Origin of the sequence: Actinomycetospora endophytica (assembly GCF_021026375.1) — a bacterium.
Taxonomy (GTDB): Bacteria; Actinomycetota; Actinomycetes; order Mycobacteriales; family Pseudonocardiaceae; genus Actinomycetospora; species Actinomycetospora endophytica.
The window spans coordinates 1641392-1667006 of record NZ_JAJNDB010000001.1 but is presented as its reverse complement, the minus strand read 5'-3'; the positions used below and the strand labels follow the sequence as shown (position 1 = coordinate 1667006).

24 protein-coding genes are annotated in these 25615 nt (G+C 73.1%); 10 read left to right on the top strand and 14 right to left on the bottom strand.

The window, feature by feature from the left end; all coding sequences use genetic code 11:
* Nucleotides 1-17 precede the first annotated feature (17 nt).
* Nucleotides 18-773 carry a decaprenylphospho-beta-D-erythro-pentofuranosid-2-ulose 2-reductase gene (gene dprE2 / locus LQ327_RS08085; RefSeq protein WP_230731354.1) on the top strand — a complete coding sequence of 252 codons (756 nt, stop codon included), beginning with the start codon at nt 18-20 and terminating at the stop codon, nt 771-773.
* A 51-nt stretch (nt 774-824) separates the two neighbouring features.
* On the opposite strand, the gene LQ327_RS08080 is transcribed toward dprE2, so the two are convergent.
* Nucleotides 825-2255, bottom strand: a complete 1431-nt coding sequence (locus LQ327_RS08080) for an acyltransferase family protein (protein WP_230731352.1) — start codon at nt 2253-2255, stop codon at nt 825-827.
* A gap of 536 nt (nt 2256-2791) precedes the next feature.
* On the opposite strand from LQ327_RS08080, the gene LQ327_RS08075 reads away from it, so the two are divergent.
* Genes LQ327_RS08075 through LQ327_RS08065 form a run of 3 tightly spaced genes read left to right on the top strand, consistent with a single transcriptional unit; the run spans nt 2792 to nt 5829 of the window.
* Nucleotides 2792-3514, top strand: a complete 723-nt coding sequence (locus LQ327_RS08075; protein WP_230731350.1) for an alpha/beta fold hydrolase — start codon at nt 2792-2794, stop codon at nt 3512-3514.
* A 47-nt stretch (nt 3515-3561) separates the two neighbouring features.
* Nucleotides 3562-4332, top strand: a complete 771-nt coding sequence (locus LQ327_RS08070; RefSeq protein ID WP_230731348.1) for an ArsR/SmtB family transcription factor — start codon at nt 3562-3564, stop codon at nt 4330-4332.
* A gap of 51 nt (nt 4333-4383) precedes the next feature.
* Entirely contained in the window at nt 4384-5829 is a 1446-nt protein-coding gene (locus tag LQ327_RS08065; RefSeq protein ID WP_230731346.1) for an MFS transporter, read from the top strand.
* Here LQ327_RS08065 and mscL read toward each other — a convergent pair.
* Together mscL and LQ327_RS08055 are read right to left on the bottom strand one after the other, a co-directional pair.
* Entirely contained in the window at nt 5720-6169 is a 450-nt protein-coding gene (gene mscL / locus LQ327_RS08060; RefSeq protein WP_230731344.1) for a large conductance mechanosensitive channel protein MscL, read from the bottom strand. The genes LQ327_RS08065 and mscL overlap by 110 nt on opposite strands.
* Before the next feature lie 156 nt (nt 6170-6325).
* The gene (locus LQ327_RS08055) at nt 6326-6637 is read right to left on the bottom strand and encodes a hypothetical protein (protein WP_230731343.1); all 312 of its coding nucleotides are present in this window, start codon (nt 6635-6637) and stop codon (nt 6326-6328) included.
* Nucleotides 6638-6995: 358 nt separating this feature from the next.
* On the opposite strand from LQ327_RS08055, the gene LQ327_RS08050 reads away from it, so the two are divergent.
* Nucleotides 6996-8342, top strand: a complete 1347-nt coding sequence (locus tag LQ327_RS08050) for an MFS transporter (protein WP_230731341.1) — start codon at nt 6996-6998, stop codon at nt 8340-8342.
* A 16-nt stretch (nt 8343-8358) separates the two neighbouring features.
* Here the strand turns inward: LQ327_RS08050 and LQ327_RS08045 are convergent, their stop codons facing one another.
* On the bottom strand, nt 8359-9027 hold the full coding sequence (locus LQ327_RS08045; protein ID WP_230731339.1) for a hypothetical protein: 669 nt from the start codon (nt 9025-9027) through the stop codon (nt 8359-8361).
* A gap of 145 nt (nt 9028-9172) precedes the next feature.
* Here LQ327_RS08045 and LQ327_RS08040 point away from each other — a divergent pair, with 145 nt between their 5' ends.
* Nucleotides 9173-9613 (top strand): hypothetical protein, encoded by a 441-nt coding sequence (locus LQ327_RS08040; RefSeq protein ID WP_230731337.1) that lies wholly within the window; start codon nt 9173-9175, stop codon nt 9611-9613.
* 22 nt (nt 9614-9635) lie between these two features.
* Here LQ327_RS08040 and LQ327_RS08035 read toward each other — a convergent pair whose 3' ends face one another.
* From LQ327_RS08035 to glf, 3 genes are read right to left on the bottom strand one after another with little or no spacing between them, the layout of a single operon-like run.
* The gene (locus LQ327_RS08035; RefSeq protein WP_230731335.1) at nt 9636-11642 is read right to left on the bottom strand and encodes a glycosyltransferase; all 2007 of its coding nucleotides are present in this window, start codon (nt 11640-11642) and stop codon (nt 9636-9638) included.
* A gap of 54 nt (nt 11643-11696) precedes the next feature.
* Complete coding sequence (locus tag LQ327_RS08030) at nt 11697-12815, bottom strand: alpha/beta hydrolase (protein WP_230731328.1); 1119 nt, start codon at nt 12813-12815, stop codon at nt 11697-11699.
* Between the two features lie 15 nt (nt 12816-12830).
* Nucleotides 12831-14024: a UDP-galactopyranose mutase gene (gene glf, locus LQ327_RS08025; RefSeq protein WP_230731326.1), complete on the bottom strand. Its 1194-nt coding sequence runs from the start codon at nt 14022-14024 to the stop codon at nt 12831-12833.
* A gap of 44 nt (nt 14025-14068) precedes the next feature.
* Between glf and LQ327_RS08020 the strand changes: the two genes are divergently transcribed.
* On the top strand, nt 14069-14515 hold the full coding sequence (locus LQ327_RS08020; RefSeq protein ID WP_230731317.1) for an SRPBCC family protein: 447 nt from the start codon (nt 14069-14071) through the stop codon (nt 14513-14515).
* Between the two features lie 71 nt (nt 14516-14586).
* Here the strand turns inward: LQ327_RS08020 and LQ327_RS08015 are convergent, their stop codons facing one another.
* Together LQ327_RS08015 and LQ327_RS08010 are read right to left on the bottom strand one after the other, a co-directional pair.
* Nucleotides 14587-16119: a heparin lyase I family protein gene (locus LQ327_RS08015; RefSeq protein WP_230731314.1), complete on the bottom strand. Its 1533-nt coding sequence runs from the start codon at nt 16117-16119 to the stop codon at nt 14587-14589.
* 152 nt (nt 16120-16271) lie between these two features.
* Complete coding sequence (locus tag LQ327_RS08010; protein ID WP_230731306.1) at nt 16272-17669, bottom strand: heparin lyase I family protein; 1398 nt, start codon at nt 17667-17669, stop codon at nt 16272-16274.
* A 140-nt stretch (nt 17670-17809) separates the two neighbouring features.
* On the opposite strand from LQ327_RS08010, the gene LQ327_RS08005 reads away from it, so the two are divergent.
* Nucleotides 17810-18436: a hypothetical protein gene (locus tag LQ327_RS08005; protein WP_230731302.1), complete on the top strand. Its 627-nt coding sequence runs from the start codon at nt 17810-17812 to the stop codon at nt 18434-18436.
* Here the strand turns inward: LQ327_RS08005 and LQ327_RS08000 are convergent.
* The 5 genes from LQ327_RS08000 to LQ327_RS07980 are packed head-to-tail and all read right to left on the bottom strand — an operon-like array spanning nt 18384 to nt 22587.
* Entirely contained in the window at nt 18384-18860 is a 477-nt protein-coding gene (locus LQ327_RS08000) for a hypothetical protein (RefSeq protein ID WP_230731299.1), read from the bottom strand. The genes LQ327_RS08005 and LQ327_RS08000 overlap by 53 nt on opposite strands.
* Nucleotides 18861-18891: 31 nt before the next feature.
* Nucleotides 18892-19980 carry an iron-containing alcohol dehydrogenase family protein gene (locus LQ327_RS07995; protein WP_230731296.1) on the bottom strand — a complete coding sequence of 363 codons (1089 nt, stop codon included), beginning with the start codon at nt 19978-19980 and terminating at the stop codon, nt 18892-18894.
* Nucleotides 19968-20708: a phosphocholine cytidylyltransferase family protein gene (locus LQ327_RS07990; protein WP_230731294.1), complete on the bottom strand. Its 741-nt coding sequence runs from the start codon at nt 20706-20708 to the stop codon at nt 19968-19970. The genes LQ327_RS07995 and LQ327_RS07990 overlap by 13 nt, the downstream gene beginning before the upstream one ends.
* Nucleotides 20705-21094 (bottom strand): DUF6752 domain-containing protein, encoded by a 390-nt coding sequence (locus tag LQ327_RS07985; protein ID WP_230731292.1) that lies wholly within the window; start codon nt 21092-21094, stop codon nt 20705-20707. The genes LQ327_RS07990 and LQ327_RS07985 overlap by 4 nt, the downstream gene beginning before the upstream one ends.
* Entirely contained in the window at nt 21076-22587 is a 1512-nt protein-coding gene (locus LQ327_RS07980; protein ID WP_230731290.1) for a class I SAM-dependent methyltransferase, read from the bottom strand. The genes LQ327_RS07985 and LQ327_RS07980 overlap by 19 nt, the downstream gene beginning before the upstream one ends.
* A gap of 141 nt (nt 22588-22728) precedes the next feature.
* Between LQ327_RS07980 and LQ327_RS07975 the strand changes: the two genes are divergently transcribed.
* Together LQ327_RS07975 and LQ327_RS07970 are read left to right on the top strand one after the other, a co-directional pair.
* Nucleotides 22729-23628, top strand: coding sequence for a class I SAM-dependent methyltransferase (locus LQ327_RS07975; protein WP_230731288.1), 900 nt, complete (start codon nt 22729-22731; stop codon nt 23626-23628).
* Nucleotides 23629-23728: 100 nt separating this feature from the next.
* On the top strand, nt 23729-25606 hold the full coding sequence (locus tag LQ327_RS07970; protein ID WP_230731287.1) for a glycosyltransferase: 1878 nt from the start codon (nt 23729-23731) through the stop codon (nt 25604-25606).
* Nucleotides 25607-25615: the final 9 nt, after the last annotated feature.

Below are 25615 nucleotides of genomic sequence, written 5' to 3'. Positions count from 1 at the left end.
CCACTGACAGGATTTCCATGATCGACGCCGTCGGGCACCCGTCCTCCCTGCTCCTGCTCGGGGGCACCTCCGAGATCGGCCTCGCGATCGCCGAGCGCTACCTCGCCGGCGGACCGCTCCGCATCGTGCTGGCGGGGCGGCAGTCGCCGGGTCTGGCCGAGTCCGCCGCCCGTCTCGAGCGGGCGGGCGGGCACGTCGAGACCCTCGAGTTCGACGCGCTCGACGACGCCGGGCGCACCGAGACCGTCCGCAAGGCGTTCGCCGGGGGCGACGTCGACGTCGCGGTCGTGGCGTTCGGTCTGCTCGGCGACCAGGAGGCCGCCTGGCAGGACGTCGAGGCCGCCACCGCGCTGGCCGAGGTGAACTACGTCGCCGCGGTGTCGGTGGGCGTCACCCTCGCCGCGGAGTTCCGCCGCCAGGGCCACGGGCGCATCGTCGCCCTGTCCTCGGTCGCGGGGGAGCGCGCGCGGCGCTCGAACTTCGTCTACGGCTCGACGAAGGCCGGGATGGACGCCTTCTACACCGGCCTCACCGAGGCGCTGCGCGGCGACGGGATCGGCGTGACGATCGTCCGCCCGGGCTTCGTGCACACCAAGATGACCACGGGCATGGACGCCGCCCCGCTCTCGACGACGCCGGAGAAGGTCGCCGAGGTCGCGGTGGACGCCGTCGCCAAGGGCCGTGAACTGGTGTGGGCCCCGGCCCCGCTGCGTGCCGTGATGACGGTGCTGCGCCACATCCCGCGCCCGATCTTCCGCCGCCTGCCGGTGTAGGTGCGCTTCGCGCCTGTGAGCAGTAATTGACGCCCGGGCGTCAATTACTGCTCACGAGCGCGTCAGCGCACCTACCCACCGACGCGCCGGGGCCTCGATCCACCGGTAGGCGAGGTGCGCCACCAGCACCGACCCGACCAGCACGTGCGGCACCGCCAGCGCCGCGAGCGAGCTGTTCGGGGCGAGCGCCGGGAAGCGGGTCATCGCCACGACGGTGATCTCGATGAGCGGGAAGTGCACCAGGTAGATCGCGTAGGAGATCCGGCCGCCGTGCTGGAGCCGGGAGTGCGAGAGGAACCGCACGACGCCGCCCCGGGCCAGGCACAGCGACCCGAGCAGGATCGGGAACATCGGGACCGCGAACCACAGCCGGTCCGCGGCCGGGATCGCCGCCGAGGCGGGCGCGGAGGCCGCCCAGTAGGCCACGAGCACCGTCTCCGCGATCACCCCGAGCAGCAGCCGCTGCGCCCAGAGCTCGACCCGCGGCGTCCGCTCGATCCGGGCCACGACCAGCCAGGTCAGCATCCCAGACGTGAACCCGCCGCCGATGCGCAGCGCCCAGGCCCACGCGCCGGTCTCCCCCGAGCCCGAGGACATCAGCGAGCCGACGGCGATCGGTGACGCGGCCACGACGGCCAGCGCGCCGAGCACCGGCAGCGGCCAGTTCCGGATCCGCCACGCGCCCAGGACCAGCAGCGGGAAGCACAGGTAGGCCAGCCACTCGGCGCTCACCGACCAGGCCGGGAGCACGAACGAGATGCCCTCGATGCCGCGCGAGTCCCAGAGCTGGGTCATGGTCAGCTGCCGCAGCCAGCCCAGCGGCCCCAGGTCGGGCTGCGGGTTCTGCCAGGTCACGACGCCGTCGTGGCCGAACGCCAGCCGCGCGGTGCACCAGAGGCCGAAGGCGACCGTCACCGCCGCGTAGAGCGGCCACACGCGGGCGACGCGGGCCCGGACGAACCGGAGCGTGCCCCGCACCGACGGCCGCCGGCCCATCCGCTCCAGGTAGGCGCGGGTGAGCACGAGCCCGGAGAGCACGAAGAACAGGTCCACCCCCAGCGGGCCGGCGGCCACCAGCGGCGCGATCGGCGCGGTCCAGCGGGCGAAGACGTCGCCGGGCACGTACGAGGCGTGCAGCAGGAGCACCCACACCGCGGCGACGAACCGCAGCCCGGTCAGCTGCGGGATGTCCCCCCGGGTGAGCGGGAGGACGGGCGCGTCGGGGGTCGACGGCGGCCGCGGCGGCGCGGGCACGCTGACCGCCGGGGTCGGGGAGGTCCCGCGCCGACGCGGCAGCGGCAGCACGGTCGGCGACGGAGCCGCGGGCGCCGACGCCAGGGCCGTGGCCCCGAGTGCGGACCCCGACGACGCCCAGGCGGGGACGGCCGCCAGGGGAGTCGTCGGCGCGGGCGTCATGCCCGTCGGACCGGCCGCGTCGTCGCGGCCGGACGTCCGTGTCGTGAGCGCTGTCAGCGTCCCCACCGTGTGCCTCCCCGACCGTCGTGGACCGAGTTCCACGGTCCGGTGACCGTGACCCTCGACCTGTGGAACGGCAGCAGGCGGCCCATACCTGATACTCCGTTCAGTGGATCGAAGGAGACGAGCCCACATCGCCGTCAGCCCCTCCGGTCATGCTGGACACGCAGCGTCACTCCACGCCCTGACCTGGGCACCTCCACCGCCCGACCAGGCGGGGTTCGGTCCTCCCCGGTGGAGTGGCGACCGGCATGACGCGCACCGATCACGGAGCGTCGCCACGGCGTCAGGCCGTCGGATCCACGCCCCGCCGACCCCGCGGCGCGGCACCCCGTGAAGCCGTGACGAGGACGGAGCCGGGTGTCGATCACGCCGAGACCCTGGCCCAGCCGCCGGCCGCGACCGGACCGACGCGCTGCGGACCCGGCGTGGATCACCCACACGAGATCGTCCTCGAGCCCCACTGGAGCCAAGGCACCGTACGAGGACCGTGACCGGCCGTCCCTCTGTAAAACATCAGACATTTGCTCTACGGTCGTCCGGTGACCTCCCCATCACCGACGTTCGTGCTGGTCCACGGCGGATATCACGGCGGCTGGTGCTGGCGCCGGGTGGCGGAGCGGCTCCGCCGTCGGGGTGCCCAGGTCCTCACGCCGACCCAGACCGGGGCGGGCGAGCGCGCCCACCAGCTCGCCGCGGCGACGGTGGCGGTCTTCGTGCAGGACGTCGTCGGCGTGCTGGAGGCCGAGGAGCTCACCGACGTGACACTGGTCGGGCACAGCTTCGGCGGGCTGTCGGTGACCGGCGCGGTCGACCGCGTCCCCGAGCGCGTGCGCGGGGTGGTCTTCCTCGACGGCCTGCTCGTCGAGGACGGCCGGACGGCCTTCGACGTCATGCCCGCGCCGACCGTCGCGCAGCGGCGCGCCACGACGGTGACGCACGACGGCGTGCCATGCCTCGCCATGGCACCCGCCGCGGCGTTCGGCGTGACCGACCCCGCCGACGCCGCCTGGCTCGAGCGCCGCCTCACCCCGCACCCCATCGGGCTCTACGACGAGCCGGTGCGGTGGTCGAACCCGATCGGGAACGGGCGGCCGTGCCACTACGTCGCGATGACCGACCCCTGGTACGCGCCCCTCGAGAGCAGCCGGGCCTACGCGCGCTCACGCTCCGACTGGTCCTGGGCGGAGATCGCCACCGGGCACGACGCGATGATCTCCGAGCCCGATCTCGTCGCCGACGCGCTGTGGGCCGCCGCGACGTAGCACGTTTCGGTCCCACTCGAAGCGTGCTGGACCTACGCTCGACGACGATGACGGACACGGCGGGCGGGGACGGCGACTTCACGACCCCCGCGGAGCTCATCGGGCACCCGGCCCGGTCGGCGATGCTGCGGGCGCTCGTCGACGGCCGGGCGCTGCCGATGACGATGCTGGCCGCCGAGGCGGGCGTGGCCGCGTCGACCGCGAGCGCGCACCTGACCCGGCTGGTCGACGGCGGCCTCCTGACGAGCCGCGCGCAGGGCCGCCACCGCTACTACGCGCTGGCGTCGCCCCGGGTCGCCCACGCCCTGGAAGCCCTCGCGGCCCTCGCCCCTCCCCGGCCGGTCCGCTCGCTGCGCGCGGGCACCCGTGCCCAGGCGCTCCGACGCGCGCGGACCTGTTACGACCACCTCGCCGGCCATCTCGGCGTCGCGCTGATGGCGGCCCTGCTCGACCGCGGCGCCCTCGTCGGCGGCGACGGCCACCACGACCTGGCGACGACGACCCACGACCGGCTCTCCGCCCCCGGGGCCGACCGGCCCTACGAGCTCACCGACGACGGCCGCGCCCTGCTCGACGAGCTCGCCGTGACCCTCCCCGCCACCCGCCGACGCACGATCGGCTACTGCGTGGACTGGACCGAGCAGCGCCACCACCTGGGCGGCGCGGTCGGGGCCGCGCTACTGACCCGGTTCGACGACCTCGGCTGGGTGCTCCGCGCGGACCGCCACCCCCGCGCCGTCACGATCACCGACGACGGACGGTCGGGCTTCGCCCGGGTGTTCGGGATCGACACCGACGCCCTCGCCGTCGACCGCTGAGCGCCACGTTTCGTCCGGACGCGAAGCCGATCGCTCCTACCGTCCCGGCCGATGACCACTCCCCGCCGCGCCGCCCTGCTCACGACGATGTGCGTGGGCATGTTCCTGGTCCAGCTCGACGTCACCGTCGTCAACGTCGCGCTCCCCGACATCCGCGCGGGCCTCGACACCTCGCTGAGCGGCCAGCAGTGGGTCGTCGACGCCTATGCGGTGGTCCTGGCCGGGCTGCTGCTGGCCGGCGGCGCGCTCGGTGACCGGGTCGGGCACCGGCGCGTGGTGATCGCCGGCCTGCTCCTCTTCGGCGCCGCCTCGCTCGCCGGCGGCGCGGCCCCGTCGGCCGCGGTGCTCGTCGGCGCGCGGTCCGTGCAGGGGCTCGGCGCGGCGCTGCTGCTCCCGGGCACGCTCGCCGTCGTCACCCGCGCGTTCCCGGGCCGGGCCGAGCAGGCCCGTGCGGTGGGGATCTGGGCCGGGGTCTCGGCGCTCGCGCTCCCGGCCGGACCGTTGCTCGGTGGTGCGCTGGTCTCCGGCCCGGGCTGGCGCTGGGTCTTCCTGGTGAACCTGCCGATCGTGCTGGCCGCGGTGCCCGCCACCCTCGCCGTCGTCGGCCGCGACGTCCCGACCCGCGTCCACCGTCTCGACCTCCCCGGCGCCGCCCTCGCCGCGGTGACGCTGGCCGCCGCCGTCCTCGCGGTCATCGCCCTCGAGCGCGGCCCCGGGGATCCGCGGGTCTGGGCGGCCGCGGCCGTCGCCCTCCTCGGCCTGGCCGGCTTCATGCTGCGCGAGCGCCGGGCCGCGGCGCCGATGGTCCCGCCCGCGCTGTGGCGCACCCCGGCCTTCGTCGGCGCCAACCTGGTCGCGGCCGCCATGAACCTGGTCGGCATCGGCGTGGTGTTCGTCGCGACGCTGTACCTGCAGACCGTGCAGGGGCACCCGGCCGTCGTCGCCGGGGCGATGCTGCTGCCGCTGTTCGTGCCGCTGGCCGCGCTGGCGCCGCTCACCGGCCGTCTCGTCGGGCGGGTGGGCCCGCGGCCGCCGATGACGGCGGGGCTGGCGCTGGGGATCGTCGGCTGCCTGGCCCTCGTCGGGCTGCGACCCGACAGCGGCTACCTGCGGCTGCTGCCGGTCCTGCTCGGCCTCGGCGTCGGCATGGGTCTGCTCACCGCGGCCGTCGTCGCCGCGGCGGTCCGCGCGGTGGACCCGGAGCGCTCCGGCCTCGCCAGCGGGGTCAACAACACCGCGCGGCAGTCGGCCGGTGCGATCGCGGTGGCGCTGTTCGGGCTGCTGGCCGGCTCGCCCACCGACCCCGCGCGGTTCACCGCGGGGCTCGGGATCATCGGGGTGCTCGGTGCGGTGGTGTGGGCGCTCGCGCTGGTCGTCAGCCGCGCGCTCATCGCTCCTGGTGAGGGATCCGCCCGGCCGTCCCGCCGTCCTCGTCGCGACCGGTCCCGCGCGGCGGGCGCGATTGCTGCTCCCGGAGCAGGTCCCGGATCTCGGTGAGCAGTTCGATGTCGGTCGACTCGGCGGGGCCCGCCTCCTCGCCCCGCTTGCGCCGCTCGGAGACCACCTTCAGCGGGAAGACGACGAGGAAGTAGATCGCCGTCGCCGTCAGGAGGAAGGTGATGACGGCGTTGATGAACGACGCGTAGTCGAACACCACCCCGTTCACGATGAACGAGCCCGCGAACTGCCCGCCGCCGGAGACCAGCTGGATGAGCGGCTTGAGGAACGCGCTCGTGAAAGCAGTGACCACCGAGGTGAAAGCGGCGCCGACGACAACCGCGACCGCGAGGTCGACCACGTTGCCCCGAAGGAGGAAGTCCTTGAAGCCCTTCAGCACCCGTGGGACCCCCTGGTTCTCTCGGTGGACGGCGACACGGCGGGAGCGTGCGTACGGTAGTCCGCCCCCGAAACGACGACGCGCCCGGCACGCCGTTGGGGGGAGCCGGCGTGACGGGCGCGTCACCGATGTGGGTCCCAGGAGGACCCGGGTACCTCAGTTCGAGGCGCCGATCGGGTTGTGGCAGGACTTCGCGTTGGTCGCCGAGTTGCCCTTCTCCGCCTTGGAGAGCAGCGGCACCGAGCCCGCGAGGTCCTGGACCGGGACCTGGACGCCGAGCGCGTTCACCGGGACGTCGTTGTTGCACGCGTCCAGCGAGGTGTTCGGGGCGAAGTCGCTGGAGTTGATGAGCCCCTTCTGCACGGTCGTGCCGCCGTCGGTCTCGTGCGCGAACGCGGCACCGGTCGTGCTCGCGAGCCCGGCGCCGATCAGCGACGTCGCCAGCACGGCCTTGCGGAAAGCTCCCACGGTGTGTCCTCTCGATGATCTTCTCGGGCGACCTGTCGATCGCGTGACCGAACGAAATCAGATTCCGACGGCAGGTGTCCGACAAGGGGTTCCGACTCCGCGGCGACAGTTCCTCACTCGATGGTGACGACCGCTCACCGCCATGTTTTGCGAAGACATGACCCGGCTGTCACGAGAATGCTCACCCACCCCGGTGCCGTCACTCGCCCGATATCACGGTCGAATCACGCTGCGCTGCTCGTCGAATCCCGGACCGCTGCGTCGGCTGCGCCGGGAGGATGACGTCACGCGCCCAGCGGTAGCGCGCCGTGTCGCGCTCCACGTCGTGCGGCCCGTGGACCCGATAGCGTCCGCTCCCGTGTCCACCGAGCAGGCTGCCGCGCCGCCGCGCACGCTGGGTCCACTGGTCGCCTGGGCGGCCTGGGACTGGGGATCCGCCGCCTTCAACGCCGTCATCACGACGTTCGTCTTCACCGTCTACCTGACCTCGGGCGTGGCCGCCGACGAGGCCTCCGGCTCGTCCGCGCTGGCGAACACCATCGCGATCTCCGGGGTGCTGGTCGCCCTCACCGCCCCGGTCTACGGACAGCGCAGTGACGCGTCCGGGGCCGAGCAGGGCCGCCAGCGTCGCCTCGGGCTGCTCACCGCGGTGATCGTCGTGGCGACCGCCCTGATGTTCTTCGTCCAGGGCTCGCCGTCGTACCTGCTGCTCGGACTGATCCTGCTCGGGATCGGCACCTTCGCCTACGAGCTCGCGCAGGTCGAGTACAACGCGATGATCTACCGCCTCGCGCCGGCCGGGCGGACCGGCTGGGTCTCCGGGGTGGGCTGGTCGGCGGGCTACCTCGGCGGGATCGTGCTCCTGATCGGCTGCCTGCTGCTGTTCATCGCGCCGATCGGGGCCATCACCTTCGCGTCCGCGGACATGGGCCCGCGGGTGATCGCGCTGGTCTGCGCGGCCTGGTTCGCGCTGTTCGCCATCCCCGTGCTGTTCATGCGCTTCCCCTACCCCGCTCCCCCCGGCGACGCCGAGGCGGCGCAGGTCGGGTGGTTCGGCTCCTACGCGCTGCTGGTGCGCCGGCTCGTCGCGCTCGGGCGCAGCGACCGGAACCTGCTGGGCTTCCTCGTCGCGAGCGCCGTCTACCGCGACGGACTCACCGCGGTCTTCACGTTCGGCGGGGTGCTGGCGGCCGGGACGTTCGGGCTGAGCCAGACCGAGGTCATCTTCTTCGCGATCGCGGCGAACGTGGTGTCGGCGCTCGGCGCCGTCACGGGCGGCTGGTTCGACGACCGCATCGGCCCGAAGCGCGTCATCATCGTCTCGCTGATCGCGCTCGTGATCGTGGCGGCGGCGCTGCTCCCCGCCTCGGGCAAGGGGGCGTTCTGGGCCGGCGGGCTGGTGCTGTCGCTGTTCGTGGGCCCGGCGCAGGCGTGCTCGCGCAGCTACCTCGCCCGCCTGGTCCCGCCGGGGCGCGAGGGCGAGCTGTTCGGGCTGTACGCGACGACGGGCCGCGCGGTCAGCTTCCTCGCGCCCGCGCTGTTCAGCCTGTTCATCACGCTCTTCGGTGAGCAGCGCTGGGGCATCGCCGGGATCGGGATCGTGCTGCTGCTCGGCCTCGCGGCCCTCATCCCGGTGCGCGGGGTCCCCGGCCGGCTGGGAGCCGGTGCCGGGGCCGGGGGGACACCGACCGCCGCCGGGGTGTGACGGCGGCCGGGGCGCCCTACTTGACGCGCGCGGCGAGGAAGCGGATCACCCGCGACACCAGCTCGCCCACGAACACCCAGAAGACGGCGGCGATCAGCGAGTTCACGATCAGCCCGATCAGCGGGTTGGCCGGGATGAACAGGTCCCGGAACCCGAGGATCACGATGTTCGCGACGCCGCTGACGAACTGTGCCACGCCGTTGGCCGGGTTCACGGTGAGGAGCGCCAGCACCACGTTCACCACCAGCACGAGGGCGAACAGCAGCGCCAGCGTCCGGACGACGGTCGCGAGGACGTTCCCGGTCCGCCACGCGAGCTCGCCGATGTCGACGGAGCGGTGGCGAGGAGTCTCGGCACGCTCGGGCTCGGCCCACGACGTGTCCTTCTGACCGCGCGCCGGCGCCTCCTCACGCTTCGTCGGCTGCTCGGCCGGCGCGATCTTCTCGGTCTTCGGCTCCGCGGGCGCCGCGACCTTCTCGGTCGCCGGCTCGGCCGGCGCCTTCTCCTCGGTCTTCGGCTCGGCGGCCGTCGTCTCCGTGGCCTGCTCGGCGGGGGCCTGCTGCTCCGTCGAGGTCGACTCCTCGGAGGCGGCGTGGCGGCCCGCGCCCTCCCCGCCGGTGGCCTCCGCACCGCTGCCGTCGCCGCCGGCCGCCCCGGTCTTCTCCTCGGTCCCCTGCTGCGCCATGCGCCGAATGATGGCACCGCCGCCCCACGGCTCTGGCGGCGGCCGTTGCTCGCCCGCCGCGAAATGCGTTGAGCCCCACCGGGTCCCTGGGCGACGGTATGGCAGCCGTCAAGGAGATGTGAAAGCGCCGTGAGGGGAGGCCACCATGGACGCCCGGGAGATCACCACCGTGCGGCGGCCGCACCTGCGTCGAGCCGAGTTCGGCGACCGCCTCGCGGTGTGGCTGGAGCAGGCGCCGGCCTGCCGTCGGGGTGGCGCGGGGACGGCCGTCGTGATCGTCCCGGAGTACCTCCGGGCCGCCGCGAGCGACGTGCTGGCCGACCTGCGCCGGACCGACTGGAGCGGCACCGTCGTCGCGATCGTGGGCTACGGCGGGCGGACGCGCGGGCGCCACGCGATCGAGGACGCCCGCGAGGTCCTGGACGACGCGGGCGCCCGCGTGCTGGAGACCTCGCTCGGGCTCGACACCGCCCGGGTGCGCACCGAGGGCTTCGACGCCGCGGACGTGCTGCTGCGCGACCTGCTGCTCGACGACCTCGCGGCCCCCGGGCCTGTGAGCACCAATCCGTGCCAGAACACGGATTAGTGCTCACGAGCGCGCATCGCACCTAGAACCGGGAGAACACCTGCTCGTTCCAGGCCTCGCGACTGACCAGCTCGGGCATGCCGTCCCGGTAGCGGCGGCGCAGCGCGGGCCAGGAGCGCAGCACCTGCTGGTGCAGGGCGACCGAGACGCGCAGCAGTTCCCAGAACTGCCTGCGGTCGCGCTTGCGGTAGGTGACGCCGGTGCCGTCCGAGGTCGAGACGGTGGCCCCGTCGAGCCGGGAGAGCAGGAACCAGGTGCCGTGCTCGGCGGGGACGTTGCGCTGCGGCCGCTCCCAGGCCCCGGGGTCGGCGGGGCGCAGCTGGTGGCGCAGCGCCCCGACCAGGGCCTTGACCTGCGCGACCTTGCCCTGCGGCGGGTTCGGCCAGAGCTGTGCGGCCAGCGCGTCGATCGGCGGCTCGGGGAGGTCCCGGGCGCTGGGGACGACGGTCCCGTCGGAGAAGCGGGCGCGGGTCGCCCGGACCGCACCGAGCGCCGTCGGGAGTGACCCGAACAGCGCCCGCGGGCCGGACAGGAAGTCGCGCATCGCCATCTGGTGCAGTGCGATCGCGGAGTACTCCAGCAGGAACAGGTGCCGCAGGGTGCGCTTGAGCGAGTCGAGCAGCATCGCCTTCGGGTCGTCGGGGCCGTGCAGGGCGGCGACGACGAGCCGGTTCCGGGCGTGGAAGTAGGCCTGCCAGTCGGAGCTGTCGTCCTTCTCGACGAAGCTGAGGTGCCAGATCGCGACGCCGGGCACGGTCGCCGTCGGGAAGCCGTGGGCGCCGGCGCGCAGGCCGTACTCGCAGTCGTCCCACTTGATGAACAGCGGGAGCGGCTGACCGATCTGCTCGGCGACGACCCGGGGGATCATGCACATCCACCAGGCGTTGTAGTCGACGTCGGTGCGCCGGTGCATCCAGAGCGTCTCGCGCAGCGAGTCGACGGCGAAGTCGTGGTCGTCCTCGGTGTTCGGCGCGAGCTGCCAGAAGAACGTGGTCCGGTCGACGACCTCGCCCATGGCGTGCAGGTGCGACCGTGCCTGCAGCGAGAGCATCTGGCCGCCGACGAGCATCGGCGCCCGCGCGAACCGGGCGAACGCGAGCGCGCGCAGCACCGAGTCCGGCTCGAGGACGACGTCGTCGTCCATGAACAGGATGTGCTCGCAGTCGGTGTGCTCGAGCGCCTCGTACATGATCCGGCTGTAGCCGCCGGAGCCGCCGAGGTTGGGCTGGTCGACGATCCGCAGCCGGTCGCCGAGCAGCGCCTCGGCCTGGTCGAAGCCGTCCTGGTTGCGGACCTTGGACGTGCCCTGGTCGGGGATGACGACCGCGGTCAGCACGTCCCGGACGAGGGGGTCCTCGCCGAGCGCGCGCAGCGTGTCGACGCAGTCCGACGGCCGGTTGAAGGTCGGCATCCCGACGGTGACCGCGGCGCGCCCGGGTGCCGCGCGGTCGGCGAACCAGCCGCCGTCGACGAGCTCGAGCGGCTCGTTCCCGCTGGACAGGTCGAACCAGATCCACCCGCCGTCCTCGAACGGCTTCAGCGGCACCGGGATGTCCAGGGAGGCGTCGCCGGCGACGAGCTCGCCGTGCACGTGCACCGGCACGCCGCGCGCGGTGGAGCGGTAGACGTCGACCCGGCCCGACCCGGTCAGGTGGAGCCGCAGGTGGACCGCGTCGAGGATCGACCAGCGCCGCCAGTAGGAGGCCGGGAAGGCGTTGAAGTAGGCCGCGAACGACGTCTCGGTGCGCTCCGGGATCCGGGCACTCGTCCGGGACAGCACCTCGGCGTGCCTGCCCCCGGACGACGCCAGGTGCAGCACGTAGTCGTCGGCCTCGGTGTTGACCGTCCCCGGCCGCTGGGCCGTGGGCGCGGTCGAGCGCAGGCTGGTCGCGGTGCCCTCGTCGAGGTAGAGCGAACGCACCGTCGCCGGATCGGCCGGGCGCGGCAGGATGATCCGCTGGAGCAGGGCGGATTCGGCGTCACGCACCGTCGGATCCACGGTCGACCGGCCCTCCTGCGTGCTCGTCATCCTCCGACGGTAGCGGGCACCCCCGGCGGGCCGGTCGCGGCCCGCCGCGCCCGCTCACTGCTGCGGGCACGGCACCCGGGCCGGGCCGATCCCCAGGCGCCCGGCGAGCCACGGCAGCGAGTCGGCGAATCCCGCCGAGAACACGTCGAAGGTGTGCGCGCCGCCGGGGATCACCACCGAGCAGGTCGCGATCCCGGCCCGCCGCGCCGCCGGGGCGAGCGCGGCCTGGGCGGCCGCCGGCTCCGGGTCCGCGTCGCCGACCTCGAACCAGCCCCCGAGCCGGGCGAACCGCGCCCGCGCGAGCAGGTCGGCGGGTTCGTGGGCCGCGAACTGTGCCGTCGAGCCCCCGAAGAGGTCGGCGAGGGTGGATGCGGTGTCGGCGTTGGTGTCGCCGAGGCGCGGGCCGGCGAGGCCGCCGTAGTCGCCGACGGTGCCGAAGAGCGTCGGGTGCCGCAGGGCCAGCATCAACGCGCACGAGCCGCCCTCCGAGAAGCCCGCGACCGCCCAGGCCGGACCCGGCGGCAGCGTCCGGAACGTGCTCTGGACGAAGCGCGGCAGGTCCACCGTCAGGGCCGTCTCGACCCGCCCGGCCGGGGAGTCGACGCACTCGGAGTCCGCGTCGATCGAGCCGTTCACGTCGGGCGCGACGATGATCGGCGCAACTCCGCGGTGGGCGGTCGCCCAGGCGTCGGCGGTCGCGGTCGCCTGTCCGGCCCCGAACCACACGTCCGGCCCGCCGGGGGTGCCGTGCAGCAGCACGATCACCGGCAGCCGCGGGCGAGGCCGGCGGAACCAGGCCGGCGGCACGTAGATCAGCGCCGGCCGGGCGACGAAGCCCGACACCTTCGTCGGGATCGCGACGGGGGCGACGATGCCGGACGCGGGGACCGCGATCCGCCGCAGCAGGTTGGCCAGCGGCACCTCGTCGGGCGGGACCTGCCCCACCGCCTCGCCGAGGGTGCGGTCGAAGTCGACGTACGTGTTGAGGCCGGCGGCCGCGTTGATCAGGACCAGTACGACGACGGCGAGGCCCGCCACCACCCGGGTCGGCCACCCCCGACGGCGGATCGCGACGACCAGCACGGCGACCGCCGCCAGGCCGGCGACCCCGAGGCCGACCAGGAACGGCCAGTCGGTGATCGGGAGGTCGGCCAGCGGCCTCGGCAGACCCACGCCGCGCGGGTGGGGTCAGCCCTCGAGGGGATCGGCGCCGTCGAAGTCGGCGCCCTCGGTGAACCACGGGGCGATGCGGTTGTCGAACATCGTCAGCGCCGACCCGATCGCCATGTGCATGTCGAGGTACTTGTAGGTCCCGAGCCGGCCGCCGAAGAGCACCTTCCGGTTGGTCGCCTCCTTGCGGGCGAGCTCGCGGTAGCGCTCCAGCTTGGCGCGGTCCTCGGGGGTGTTGATCGGGTAGTACGGCTCGTCGCCGGACTCCGCGAACCGCGAGTACTCCCGGACGATCACCGTCTTGTCCGTCGGGTAGTTCTTCCGCTCCGGGTGGAAGTGCCGGAACTCGTGGATGCGGGTGAACGGGACGTCGCGGTCGGCGTAGTTCATGACCGGGGTGCCCTGGAAATCACCCGTCGTCGTGACGACCTCGGACTCGAAGTCCAGCGTGCGCCAGCCGAGCTCGCCCTCGCAGAAGTCGAAGTAGCGGTCGAGCGGGCCGGTGTAGACCGTCGGGACGTCGGCCGGGAGCTGGTCCCGGATGTCGAACCAGTCGGTGTCCGTCCGGACCTCGATGTTCGGGTGGTCGGCCATCCGCTGCAGCCAGGCGGTGTAGCCGTCGACCGGCAGCCCCTCGTGGGTGTCGCTGAAGTACCGGTTGTCGAAGGTGTAGCGCACCGGCAGCCGCGAGACGATCGAGGCGGGCAGGTTCTTCGGGTCGGTCTGCCACTGCTTGGCGGTGTAGCCCGCGAAGAACGCCTCGTAGAGCGGGCGGCCGACGAGCGCGACGCCCTTCTCCTCGAAGTTCTCGGCCTCGTCCACGTCGATCTCGGCGGCGTGCTCCGCGACCCACGCCCGCGCCTCGTCGGGCGACATCGCCTTCCCGGCGTACTCGCAGATCGTCGCGAGGTTCACCGGCATCGGGTACACGCGGCCCTGGAAGATCGTGAAGACGCGGTGCTGGTAGCCGGTGAAGTCGGTGAAGCGGTTGACGTACTCCCAGACCCGCTCGTTCGAGGTGTGGAACAGGTGCGCGCCGTAGCGGTGCACCTCGATCCCGGTCTCGGGGTCCGGCTCCGAGTAGGCGTTGCCCCCGAGGTGGGAGCGGCGCTCGACGACGAGGACGCGCTTGTCCAGTTGCGTCGCGGCGCGCTCGGCGATCGTCAGGCCGAAGAAGCCCGAGCCCACGATGACCAGGTCAGGCTCGCTCATGGAGGAAAACGGTAGCCGGGAGCCCGGACGGGTATGCCGGGGGCATGCCGACCGTGACCCGGACCGTGACCACACCCGCCCCGCTCGACGTGGTCCGGGCCTACCTGCGGGACTTCGGCAACGCACCCGAGTGGGACGCCGGCACGATCACCTGCGAGCCGGTCGACCCCTCGGCCCCGGTCACCGTCGGCAAGCAGTGGACGAACGTCTCCGAGTTCCGCGGCCGGCAGACCACGCTGACCTACACCCTCGAGGCGGACGAGCCCACGCGGCTGCGGATCGTCGGCCGGAACAAGACGGTGACCAGCGAGGACGAGATGACGTTCACCGGCGCCGACGGGGGTGGCACCACGGTGAGCTACACCGCCACGTTCACCTTCCACGGCGCCGCGAAGCTCGCCACCCCGCTGATGCTGCCCGCGCTGAAGGGCCTCGCCGACGACGCCGAGCGCTCCCTCGGCGCCGCCCTCCAGAAGCTCCCCACCGCGTAGGTGCGCTGACGCGCTCGTGAGCAGAAATTGATGCTCTGGCGTCAATTTGTGCTCACGGGCGCGGAGCGCACCTAGGAGACCTGCGCCTGGGTGTTCCCGACCTTCGCACTCTCGATCGTGTACTGCGCCTGCTGGGTGATCGTGTTGTCGCGGTAGATCCCCATCTTCCAGTAGGAGTCCGAGGTCGCCGTGGCGGCCGCCGTCGTCGGGTAGAGCGTCCCGCCGGCCGGCTTGTACCCCGAGAGCACCTGCGTGCCGTTCTTCCAGATGTCCACGGTGCCCTTCGTCGGGTCCTTCGAGAAGAAGACGTGCAGGATCAGGTCGATGCGCTGACCGGTCGTCGCCGGGGCGAGGGTCTGGGCGAACGTCTTCGGGGTCCCGGGGTAGCCGTAGCCGCCCTCGAGGTTGAGGTTGCCCTTGCCGACCGTGATCTCCAGCGGCGGTGAGCCGTCACCGTCGTTCTTCCACTGGGTGATCACCTGCCAGGTCGTCACCGTGGTCGGGAAGTTCGCCGGCAGGGAGAACGAGAACCGGAACCAGCGGTCCTGGCCCTCGCTGAACTCGGCCGTCGTCGGGACGATCTCGGTGCGCGTGCCCTTCGCGGGCATCGTGAACTGCGCGGACTTCGCGCCGGCGGTCACCGGCGAGTTGACGATCACGGGGGCGCTCGCGCCCACGTTGTTCCAGGGGGTGTCGTCGAACTTCCCGAACCCGGACGCGGTGAAGGCCGAGTCCCAGGACTGCGCGGTCTGGTTCGGCGGCGGGGTCGTGGTGGTGGTCGTCGGCGGCACCGTCGTGGTCGTGGTGGGCAGCACCGTCGTCGTGGTCGTCGGGGGCACGACGGTCGTGGTCGTCGGGTCCGTCGTCGTGGTCGGCGGCACCGTGGTCGTCGTCGGGTCCGTAGTGGTGGTCGGGTCCGTGGTGGTCGGCGGCACCGTCGTCGTCGTGGTCGGCGGCACCACGGTCGTCGTGGTGGTCGGCGGCACGGTCGTCGGGGGCACCGTCGTGGTCGTCGTCGGCGGCACCGTCGTCGTGGTGGTGGGCGGTGGTGTCGTCGTGGTGGTCGTCGTGGACACCGCAGGCACCGTCCACTTCTGCGCGTTCGTGTTCGCGCAGGTGGAGATCGTGACGACGACCTTGGCGTAGATCTGGTTGTTCAGCGGCGCGAGACAGGTCTTCGACTTCTGATTCGTGATCACGCCGGTCGCGGCGATCGTCCAGCGCTGGGAGGTCGAGGTCGTCGAGCACACGACGAGCACGACGCGGGTGCCGTTCGCGGTCGCCCCGTTGAGGGTGTCGATGCAGCGGCCCTGGACGCGGATCGTGCCGTCGGCATAGCGCGACCACTGTTGACCGAGGTTCGTGCCGCAGTAGTTGAGCTGCTGCGGGTTGTTGTTCGCCGTCGAGTTGTTGGCGTTCTCCAGGCAGCCGCCGCCCTTGTCGGCGATCGTGCCGGTCACCGTCGCCGCCTCGGCCTCACCGGCGCCGCCTATGGCGCCCGCGAGGACCCCGGCCAGCAGCGCCAGCGCCCCCAGGATGGCGACGAACGACGCCCCCGCCCGACGACGGCCCCCCGACCGACACGACTGCACCCCGTCCGCCATGACTCCCCCTCACGCGCTGCGCTCCGTGAGGGGAGTCGTGACGATCAGCGTCGGCATTAGCCGATCTGATAGGCCGATCGGGCGAAAATCGTGACGTTCAGCGAGATTCCTAGACCAATAGCGACGCATTGTGATCGATTGTGCCCAATCCGTCAGTTCGCGACCTGCGCCTGGGTGTTCCCCACCTTCGCGCTCTCGATCGTGTACTGGGCCGGCTGCGTGATGGCCGAGTCGCGGTAGATCCCCATCTTCCAGTAGGAGATCAGGGTGTCGGTCGAGGCGGCACTCGTCGGGTAGAGCGTCCCGCCCGCCGGCTTGTAGCCCGAGATCGCCTGGGTGCCGTCGCGCCAGACGTCGACGGTGCCGCGGGACGGGTCACGCGAGAAGACGACGTGGACGATCAGGTCGGTCCGCTTGCCCGTGGCCGCCGGGCCGATCACCTGGCTGAACGTCTTCGGGGTGCCGGGGTAGCCGTACCCGCCCTCGAGCTTGAGGTTCCCGTTCCCGACGGTGACCTCGAGCGGCGGCGAGCCGTCACCGTCGTTCTTCCACTGGGTGATCACCTGCCACGACGTGACCTGCGTGGGGAAGCTCGGCGGCAGGTAGAACGAGAAGCGGAACCAGCGCTCCTGGCCCTCGGTGAACTCGGCGGTGGTCGGCACGACCTCGGTGCGCGTGCCACCGGCGGGCATCGTGAACTGGGCGGACTTCGCGCCCGCGGTCACCGGCGAGCTGACGATCACCGGGGCGCTCGCCCCGACGTTGTTCCACGGGGTGTCGTCGAACTTGCCGAACCCGGAACCGGTGAAGTCCGAGGTCCAGGTCTGTGCGGTCTGTGTCGGCATGGGACTCGTGGTCGTCGTCGGGGGCACGGTCGTCGTCGGCTTCGGCGTCGTCGTGGGCGGCGCCGTGGTGGTGGGCTTCGGCGTGGTCGTCGGAGCCACCGTCGTCGGCTTCGGCGTCGTGGTGGGCGGGACGGTGGTGGGCTTCGGGGTCGTGGTCGGGGCCGGCGTGGTCGTGGTCGAGGCCGCCGGCAGCGTCCACTTCTGCGCGTTCACGTTCGCACAGGTCGCGACGACGACGGCGACCTTGGCGTAGATCTGGTTGTTCACCGGGGCCATGCACGTCCCGGACTTCTGGTTCTGCACGTACCCGGCGGCGTAGAGCGTCCAGCGCTGTGAGGTCGACGTCGTCGAGCAGGCGGCCAGCAGGACGCGGGTGTTCGCCGCGGTGGAACCGCCGGCCAGGTCCGCGCACAGACCCTGGACGCGCAGGGTGCCGTCCGCGTAGCGGGACCACTGCTGCCCGGCGCCCGTCCCGCAGTTGTTGAGCTGCTGCGGGTTGTTCGCGGTCGCCGCGTTGTTCGCGTTCTCCAGGCAGCCGCCCGCGGTGTTCGCGATCCGTCCGGTGACGACGGCGGCGTCGGCGCGCCCGGGTCCGACCCCGGTGACGAGCGCCGCGACCACGAGCGCGATCACACCCAGCGCCACCGCGACGGCCGCTCTGCGACCATGGTCGCCGCGCCCGACGTCGTCCGTTCTGCCCGTCATGTCCGCCCCCCCGGTCCGGTCGTTCGACCTGTCACTGAGAGTTCGCCCATAAAGAGCAATCAGTTAACCCGCGAGCCGGACACGAACAGGTGATCACCGGCGCGTCACGGTGATGTGACAGCTCAGGAGAGGACCTCGACATGCCCCGCCCGGCCGCCCTCCTCGCCGCCGCGCTCCCCCCGCTGCTGCTCGCGGGCCTGGGGACGACCCACCCGACGATGCTCACGCCGGAGTCGGCGCCCTGGTGGCGTGACCTGCACCTGATCGGGCTGTTCCTGTTCCCGCTGCTGGCGCTCGGGCCGTGGGCGGTCGTGCGCGGGCGCGGTCGGGTGCTGGAGACGGTGGTCGTCGTCCTGGGGTTCGTCTACGCGTGCAGCTACACCGCGCTCGACGTCCTGGCGGGTATCGGTGCCGGTCAGGAGACCGTCGTCGTCGGGCCGGGGCCCTGGGTGTCCGCGCTGTTCGGGATGGCCGACCGGATCGGGATGCCGGGCACCTACGCGTACCTCGCGACGGCGGTGATCGGCGGCGTGACCGCGGTCGTCGTGACCCGGGGTCTGGTGGCGCGCACCGCCGCCGTCGTCGGGACGGTGCTCGTGGTCGGCGGCGGCTGGTCGTTCCTGACCAGCCACATCTACCCGCCGGTCGGCGTCGCCACGATGGTCGTGCTCGCCGTCGGGTGGACGACGCTCGCGGCGGTGGTGCCGCCGGTGCTCAGCTCGACACCGAGGCACCCGTCGCCGCGGCGGCAGCCTGCTCCCACATGAGCAGCACGACGGCGAGGACGAACACCGCGTGCGGGGTGGGCATCCCCGGCAGCCGGGCCTCGGCGTCGCCGCGCCAGGTCCCGGTCCGGCGGATGCCGCCCAGCGCCGACGGGGCGTCCGGGGAGGCGACCCACTCCTGGTCGGCCTTCCAGATCGAGCGGCGCCGGAAGTGGTACTCGCCCTCCGGGGTCGTCACCGTCCAGTGCTTGCGGCCGATCCGCTGCGCCTGGGCGAGCTCGGAGTCGCCGCTGGTCAGCGTGTACTGCCCGCCGGTCCAGGTGGAGCGGACCTCGTAGGCGGTGCCGTCGAGGGTGTACTCGACCCCGGAACGCCACCCCTTCTTCTCCAGCACGATCAACGGGGCGTCGTCCTCGCGGACCTCCCACCGGGAACGGAAGGACGTGGCCCGGTGCGCCTCCAGCATGTCCGAATCCCACCAGGATCGGCCGATCGGCTCAAGAGCCGCTGTGGCACCTGGCCGAGGCAGCTCGGTCCGCGCACGCCTCGATGGCCCGGTCGATCGCGGGGCGGTCGAGCGCGAGGTGCTCGAGCACGGTGTAGCGGTCCGGCCGGGTCGCCGGCGCGACGCGGACCGCCTCGGCGAACTGCGCGGAGGTCAGGCCGAGGTCGCCGGGCCGGCGGGGCAGGTCGTGGTGGCGCAGGCACGCGTCCAGGTCGGCGAAGGCCCGGTCGCCGTCGACCCGCAGCGACGTGGCGAACAGGGCGCCGAGCCCCGCCAGCTCGCCGTGCTGGCCGGTCCCGGGGTAGAGCCGGTCCACCGCGTGCAGGATCTCGTGGTCGCCGCCGCTGCAGGGCCGGCTCGACCCGGCCGCCGTCATCGCGATCCCGGACAGGACGAGGGCCTCCGCCAGCACGACGAGGAACTCCGGGTCGTCGACGTGACCGTGATGGTGCAGCACCGACTCGGCTGCCATCCGCGCGAACGACACCGCGAGCCCGTCCACCCGCTCGCCGCGCTCGCGCCCCGCCAGCTCCCAGTCGGCGATCGCCGAGAGGTTGCTGACGACGTCGCCCACCCCCGAGCGCACCATCTCGACGGGTGCGCGCCGCACGTAGTCGAGGTCGACGACGGCCGCGATCGGCATCGTGACCCCGAACGACTCCTTGCCGATCTCGGTCTCCAGCGACGACACCGGGGAGCACACGCCGTCGTGGGCGAGGTTCGTGGCCACCGAGACCATCGGCAGTCCGAGCCGGGTGGCGGCGTACTTCGTGACGTCGAGAGTGCGGCCGCCGCCGATGCCGACGAGGGCGTCGAACCCGCGCCCGGAGGCGCGGATCGTGTCCTGCAGCCGCACCGCCTCGTCCACCGAGCCCCCGTCGACCCCGAAGACCGACGCGGTGGCGAGGGTGTCGGCGAGCCGCGAGGCGATCTCCTCGCCGAGCCCGGGACCGACGGCGACGGCGACCTGTCCCCCACCGCTGATGCGCTGGTCGGCCAGCAGGCGGGCCAGACCGTCGACGGCTCCGGGCCGGATGTCGACCTCGAGCGGACCCAGGAGGATTCGGCTCAGCAGCGGCACGCGACGTCCCGTGCCCGCGCGAGGTCGGTGTGGTCGTCGACCTCGACCCACGTCGTCGGGCCGAGCGGGACCGGCCGGACGAGCCGACCCCGGTCGGCGTACTCCTGGTAGCCGTCCTCGTAGTAGAGGCCGTGGTCGCGCTCCCACGTCGCCTGCAGCGCGTCCGCGAGCGGCGCGGCCGCGGCGGGCTCGATCAGGGACACGCCGATGTACTCGCCCGCCGCCTCGGCCGGGGGCATGAGCTTGGTGATCCTGGCCAGGTAGCCCTCGCCGTCGACCCCGACCTTCATCTCCTCCTCGGCGAGGGACTTGGTGGTGTCCATCGCGAGGAGCACCTCCGGCCCGTCGGGGTGGCGGTGGGAGAGCAGCGTCTCCTCGACCGTGGGCGGGTGGACGGTGTCGCCGTTGACGAGCAGGGCGCCGTCGTGGAGGTGCTCCCGCGCGGTCCAGAGCGAGTACGCGTTGTTGCGGTCCTCGGCGTGCGGGTTGACGACGAGCTCGATGTCGACGCCGTGCCTGAGTTCCAGCTCCGGGCGGAGGATCTCGATGGCCTGCCGGGCGTAGCCGACCACGACGACGACGTGGCGTAGGCCCACCGCCGCGAGGTTGCGCAGGCAGATGTCCAGGATCGTCGTCGTCCCGTCCACCGGGACGAGCGCCTTCGGGACCGAGTCGGTGTACGGCCGGAGCCTGCGGCCCGCCCCGGCGGCCAGGACGAGCCCGATCACTGGGGCTCGGCGTCGTGCGGCCGCAGCCGTTCGATGTCGATCTCGCGGTCGTGCAGCGGGAGGACGACCTCGGTGACCAGGTCGGTGAGCTCCGCGAGCCGGACGTTCAGGCGGCGGGCCTCGTCGAGGTCGCCGTCCAGGGTGTCGACCCGAGCCGCCAACTGCTCCCGTTCGGCCTCGGCCCGCGCCAGGGCGTGGCCCAGTCCGGCGATCTCGTCGCGCTGCCGGTCGAGGGCGGTCCGCAGTTCGGTGAGCTCGTCCCGCAGCACCGCGACCTCGGGCGTCACCACCCGGCCGGTCAGCAGCCGGACCCGCATGATCGGGCCGCGGGTCACCACCGACCGGACGCGGCCCACGAGACCGGCCCTCACCCGCGCGGCGTCCACGTCATCACCATCCTCGTCACCGCTTCCTGCTCGTCGCGCGCCGTGTCCGACGCCCGCAGGCCGTGCCGTCCCGCCTCGGCGCACAGGTCCTCGACGGGCACCGCGCCGTCGCCGACCTCGAGGAGGGCGCGCCCACCGCACCGCAGCACCATCGAGAGCAGCCGGAACAGGTGGTCCCGCCCGCTCGGGCCGAGGGTCTCGACGGTCCGGCGGACCAGAACCGCCCAGGGCACCCGCCGGCCGGCCAGCTCCGCGCCGAACGCGACCGTGGTGCGCGGGTCGTGGAGGTTCAGCACCCGGGTCCGCAGCGCGGGCGTCGCCGGGATCGCCGCGAGGGCCTCCCGGGCGAAGTCGACCGCGAGCGTCTCGTGACCCGCCGTTGCGAACGCCCGGGCGTCGGTCCCGTTGCCGCAGCCGAGGTCGACGACCGGCGCCGTGGGGTCGATCCGGTCGGTGACCCAGCGGGTGAAGCCCGACGCGGGCGCGATCCCGTCCTGGCGCTCGGCGCGCAGGAGATCGTCCCAGTCGTCGCGGCCGCCGTTGAGGCCCGGGAACCAGTTCTCCAGGCGGCGGCGGGTCTCCGGCGGGGTGTCGAACCGGAAGGCCGGGTCGGGCACGCGCCACCCCGGGCCGTAGTTGGCCTCGAGATGAATCTCGGGTGTACGCGGCGCCGGCTCCTCGCGGTCCTCCACCTGCAGCGGGATCGGCGGCAGCAGGTCCGCCCGCTCGGCCGGGTGGCGAATGCAGAAGACCTGGTGCCACCAGCCGTCGGCGAACCACCCGGCGAACACGTCGACGTAGTGGTCGGCCAGGCCCTGGTACTCGAAGTGCATCTGCAGGTGGCCCGGCGAGTGGCGGACCACGTCGAAGCCGGCCCGGCGCAGGGCCCGGCCGATCTCGAACCCCTCCCGCGCGACCTCCACGGGCTGGGTGTGGCGGCTGATCCAGGCGAAGTCGACGTCGTCGTCGTGCTCGATCAGGTGCCCGTCGCGGATCGGGCCGAGCAGCGTGCCGCCGGTGACGAAGACGTCGAGCCCCAGCTCATCGACCAGCAGCGCGCGCACCTCGTCGGCGTGGTCGAGGAGGCGGCCGACGATGGACTCGTCGTGATCGGCGAGGACGCGACCGGCCCGGTCCCACTTGTTGACCACCAGGTCCCGGCCGTACTCGTCGGCGAACGAGACACGCCCGGCGTCGGGGGTGAACTCGACCTCACAGGCCCCCCACCGCCCGCCGTCGGCGACGCTGCGCAGGGCGACCTCTGCCGAGCCCCGCAGCGAGGCGACGATCGGGCCGGGCCAGGCGACGACCCGCCGGCCGTCCGCGCCGAGCTCGGCGGACTCCAGCCGGAACGACCAGACCCGCCGCCCGTCGAGCAGCACGTCGACGGCGCCCTCGGTGCGATCGGCCGGGTCGGCGAAGCGGATCACCTCGCGGTCGGCCTCGACGGGGCGCGCCGCGACGGCCGGTCCGCCAGCGTCGTTCGCCCTCATGGTGGGCACCGTACGGGCAGCCCGGAATTTGCCCTGCGTTTACCCCCGGCCACCGACCCGCCACGCTCCTCATGGGGCATGGTCGACACAGCCCGGACGACGTGGTCGACGCAGGCCGAACGGAACGGTTCGATGGCCGCCATGCCACGACTGCGACGCGGGCCCGGACTGCGGCAGGCCCTCCGGGCACGGTTCCGGGGAGCCGTGGGCAACGCCGTGGATCCCCTGCTGGAGCGCCACGTCGACGCACTGCGCCGCGAGCAGGACGAGCGCCTCGCCGAGCTCGGCGCCCGCGTCGACTCGGGCCTCGCCGAGCTTCGCGAGTCGCTGCAGTCCTGGATGCACGCCCGGGAGGTCCGGGACCGCCGCGACATCCTCGCCGCAGGTGAGCGGGACGCGGTCGACTCGAGCGCGCGCTTCGTCCGCGAGTCGATGGCCGGGGCGCGCACGTTCGGTACCCCGGCCGAGACGCTCGACCATGCGCTCTCGCTCGCGCCACGGGGCGGGATGGCGCTGGAGTTCGGGGTCTACAGCGGGGCGACGCTGGCCCGCATCGCCGCGGACCGGGGCGGCTGCGCGGTGTACGGGTTCGACTCCTTCGAGGGCCTGCCCGAGGACTGGCGGGCGGGCTTCCGCGCGGGCACCTTCGCGGTCGACTCGGTCCCGGAGGTCGAGGGCGCCGAGCTCGTCGTCGGGTGGTTCTCGGACACGCTGCCCGGTTTCCTCGAGGCCCACCCGGGCCCGGTGGACCTGCTGCACCTTGATGCCGACCTGTACTCCTCCACGGCGACGGTGCTGGACCTCGTCGGCCCGCGCCTGCACCCGGGGTCGGTGCTGGTATTCGACGAGTACCTCAACCACCCGGGCTGGCAGGACGGCGAGCACCGGGCCTGGCGGGAGCATGTCGCCACCCACGACGTCGAGTACGTCTACGAGGCGTTCACCCACGACCACGAGCAGGTCGTCGTCGTGCTCACCGGTGCCCGCGAGGTGGACGCCCCGACGTCCCGTACCCCGGCTGACGAGGCGCGCCCGAACTGACGCGGTGCTCGCACTCCCGACCGGTTCTCCTACCCTGCGGGAGCAGGACGACGCGCCCGACGACCAGTGGGCGCGGCCGATCGGGGGAGAGGGCCGGACCGTGACCGACGTGCAGACGATGACGACGGACGCCTCCAGCACGCCGGCGGCGCCCGGGCGTCTCGTGGTGCAGCGAGGGCTCTTCACCGGGCCGTCGACCGAGATCCCGGACGAGATGTACGTCGAGGTGCTGTCCGGCCACGCCGAGCGGCGTCGCCGCCACGTGCGGGTCGGCGCGTTCGGCCGGGTCAGCACGAACACCTACTTCGGCCGCTTCCCCGCCTCCTACTGGCAGCGCTGGACGACGGCGCGCTCGGTGCGGTTCGAGGGCCGGATCAGCGGGGCCGGCCGCGTGATGCTGCGCGCCTCGGACACCAACGGCGTCCCCCGCACGGTCGCCGTGCACGACGCGCGCACCGAGGACCTGCGGCTCGAGGCGACGCTCGACCGCTTTCTCGACGGCGGCGGGCTGTGGGTCGAGATCGTCACCGACGACGCGGAACTGCTCCTGCACGACGCGCGGTGGACGGTCGAGGCCCCGGCGCAGCAGCGCCACACCAGCATCGTCGTCTGCACCCACAACCGCGCCGACGACTGCGCCGCCACCCTCGCGGCCCTCGCCGACGAGCGGGAGGTCCTCGGCGTCGTCGACGAGGTGATCGTCGTCGACCAGGGCACCGACCCCGTCGAGTCCCGCCCGGCCTTCGCCGAGGTGCGCGAGGCGATGGGCCCGACCCTGCGCTACCTGCGCCAGCCCAACCTCGGCGGCTCCGGCGGCTTCACCCGCGGTCTGCACGAGGTCGTCAGCGCCGCGGGCGACGTCCCCACCGATGCGCTGTTCATGGACGACGACGTCCGCTGCGAGCCCGAGGTCGTCATCCGGCTGGCGGCGTTCGCGCAGTACACGGCGCACCCGACGATCGTCGGCGCGCAGATGCTCAACCTGCTGCACCCGACCCAGGTCCTCGCCGGCGCCGAGTACGCCGTGCTCGAGAACCTCACCAACGGCCATGTCTCGGAGGGTGCCGTCGGCGAGTCCGACGTGACCTCCTACTTCCCGGACGGCACGAAGAACGTCCAGGATCGGCGAGTCGACGCGGGCTACACCGGCTGGTGGTCCTGCCTGATCCCGGTCGAGGTCACGCGGACGATGGGCTACCCGCTGCCGCTGTTCTTCCAGTGGGACGACGTCGAATACAGCTACCGCGGGCGGGCTCACGGGTTCGCGACGGTGACCCTCCCGGGGGCGGGCCTCTGGCACGCCGACTTCCCGTGGAAGGACTGGGACGACTGGCACCGGTACTTCAACCTGCGCAACGCCATGATCACGTCGGCGCTGCACAGCGGGTTCCCGGTGCGCCACGTCGCCGCGACCCTCGGCGACCTGCTCGGGCGCTACCTCGTGTCGATGAACTACGGGTTGGCCGCGACGCTGATCCGGGCGGTCGAGGACTTCCTCGTCGGGCCGTCGGTGCTCGACGACGGCGGGGTCTCGGCGACCGCGCGGATCCGGGGCGAGCGGTCGTCGTACCCCGAGACCGTCATGCACCCGGTCGACGACGCCCCCGGGCTCGGCCCGAGCGAGATGCCGATCGTGCGGGCGGGCGGCACGCCGTCACGGACCGGGCTCGTCATGGCCAAGCGTTTCGTGCAGCAGGCGCTCGGGCGGGTGCCGCACCCGGTCGGGGCGGTGGGCGCCGGCGAGGCCCACTGGTGGCACGTGTCGCTGTTCGACCGGGTCGCGGTGACCGACGCCGGCCAGGGCGGCGTGCGGGTGCGCCAGCGCGACCCGGAGGCGTTCAAGCGTCTCGGCCGCGACGGTGCGCGGGTGCTGTGGCGGTTCGTCCGTGAGGGCGACGAGGCCGCCGCTCGCTGGCGCGAGGCCGCGCCCCGACTGACCGACGCCGGGAACTGGCACCGGCTCTTCGGGCTCGACTGAGGCTCTCGC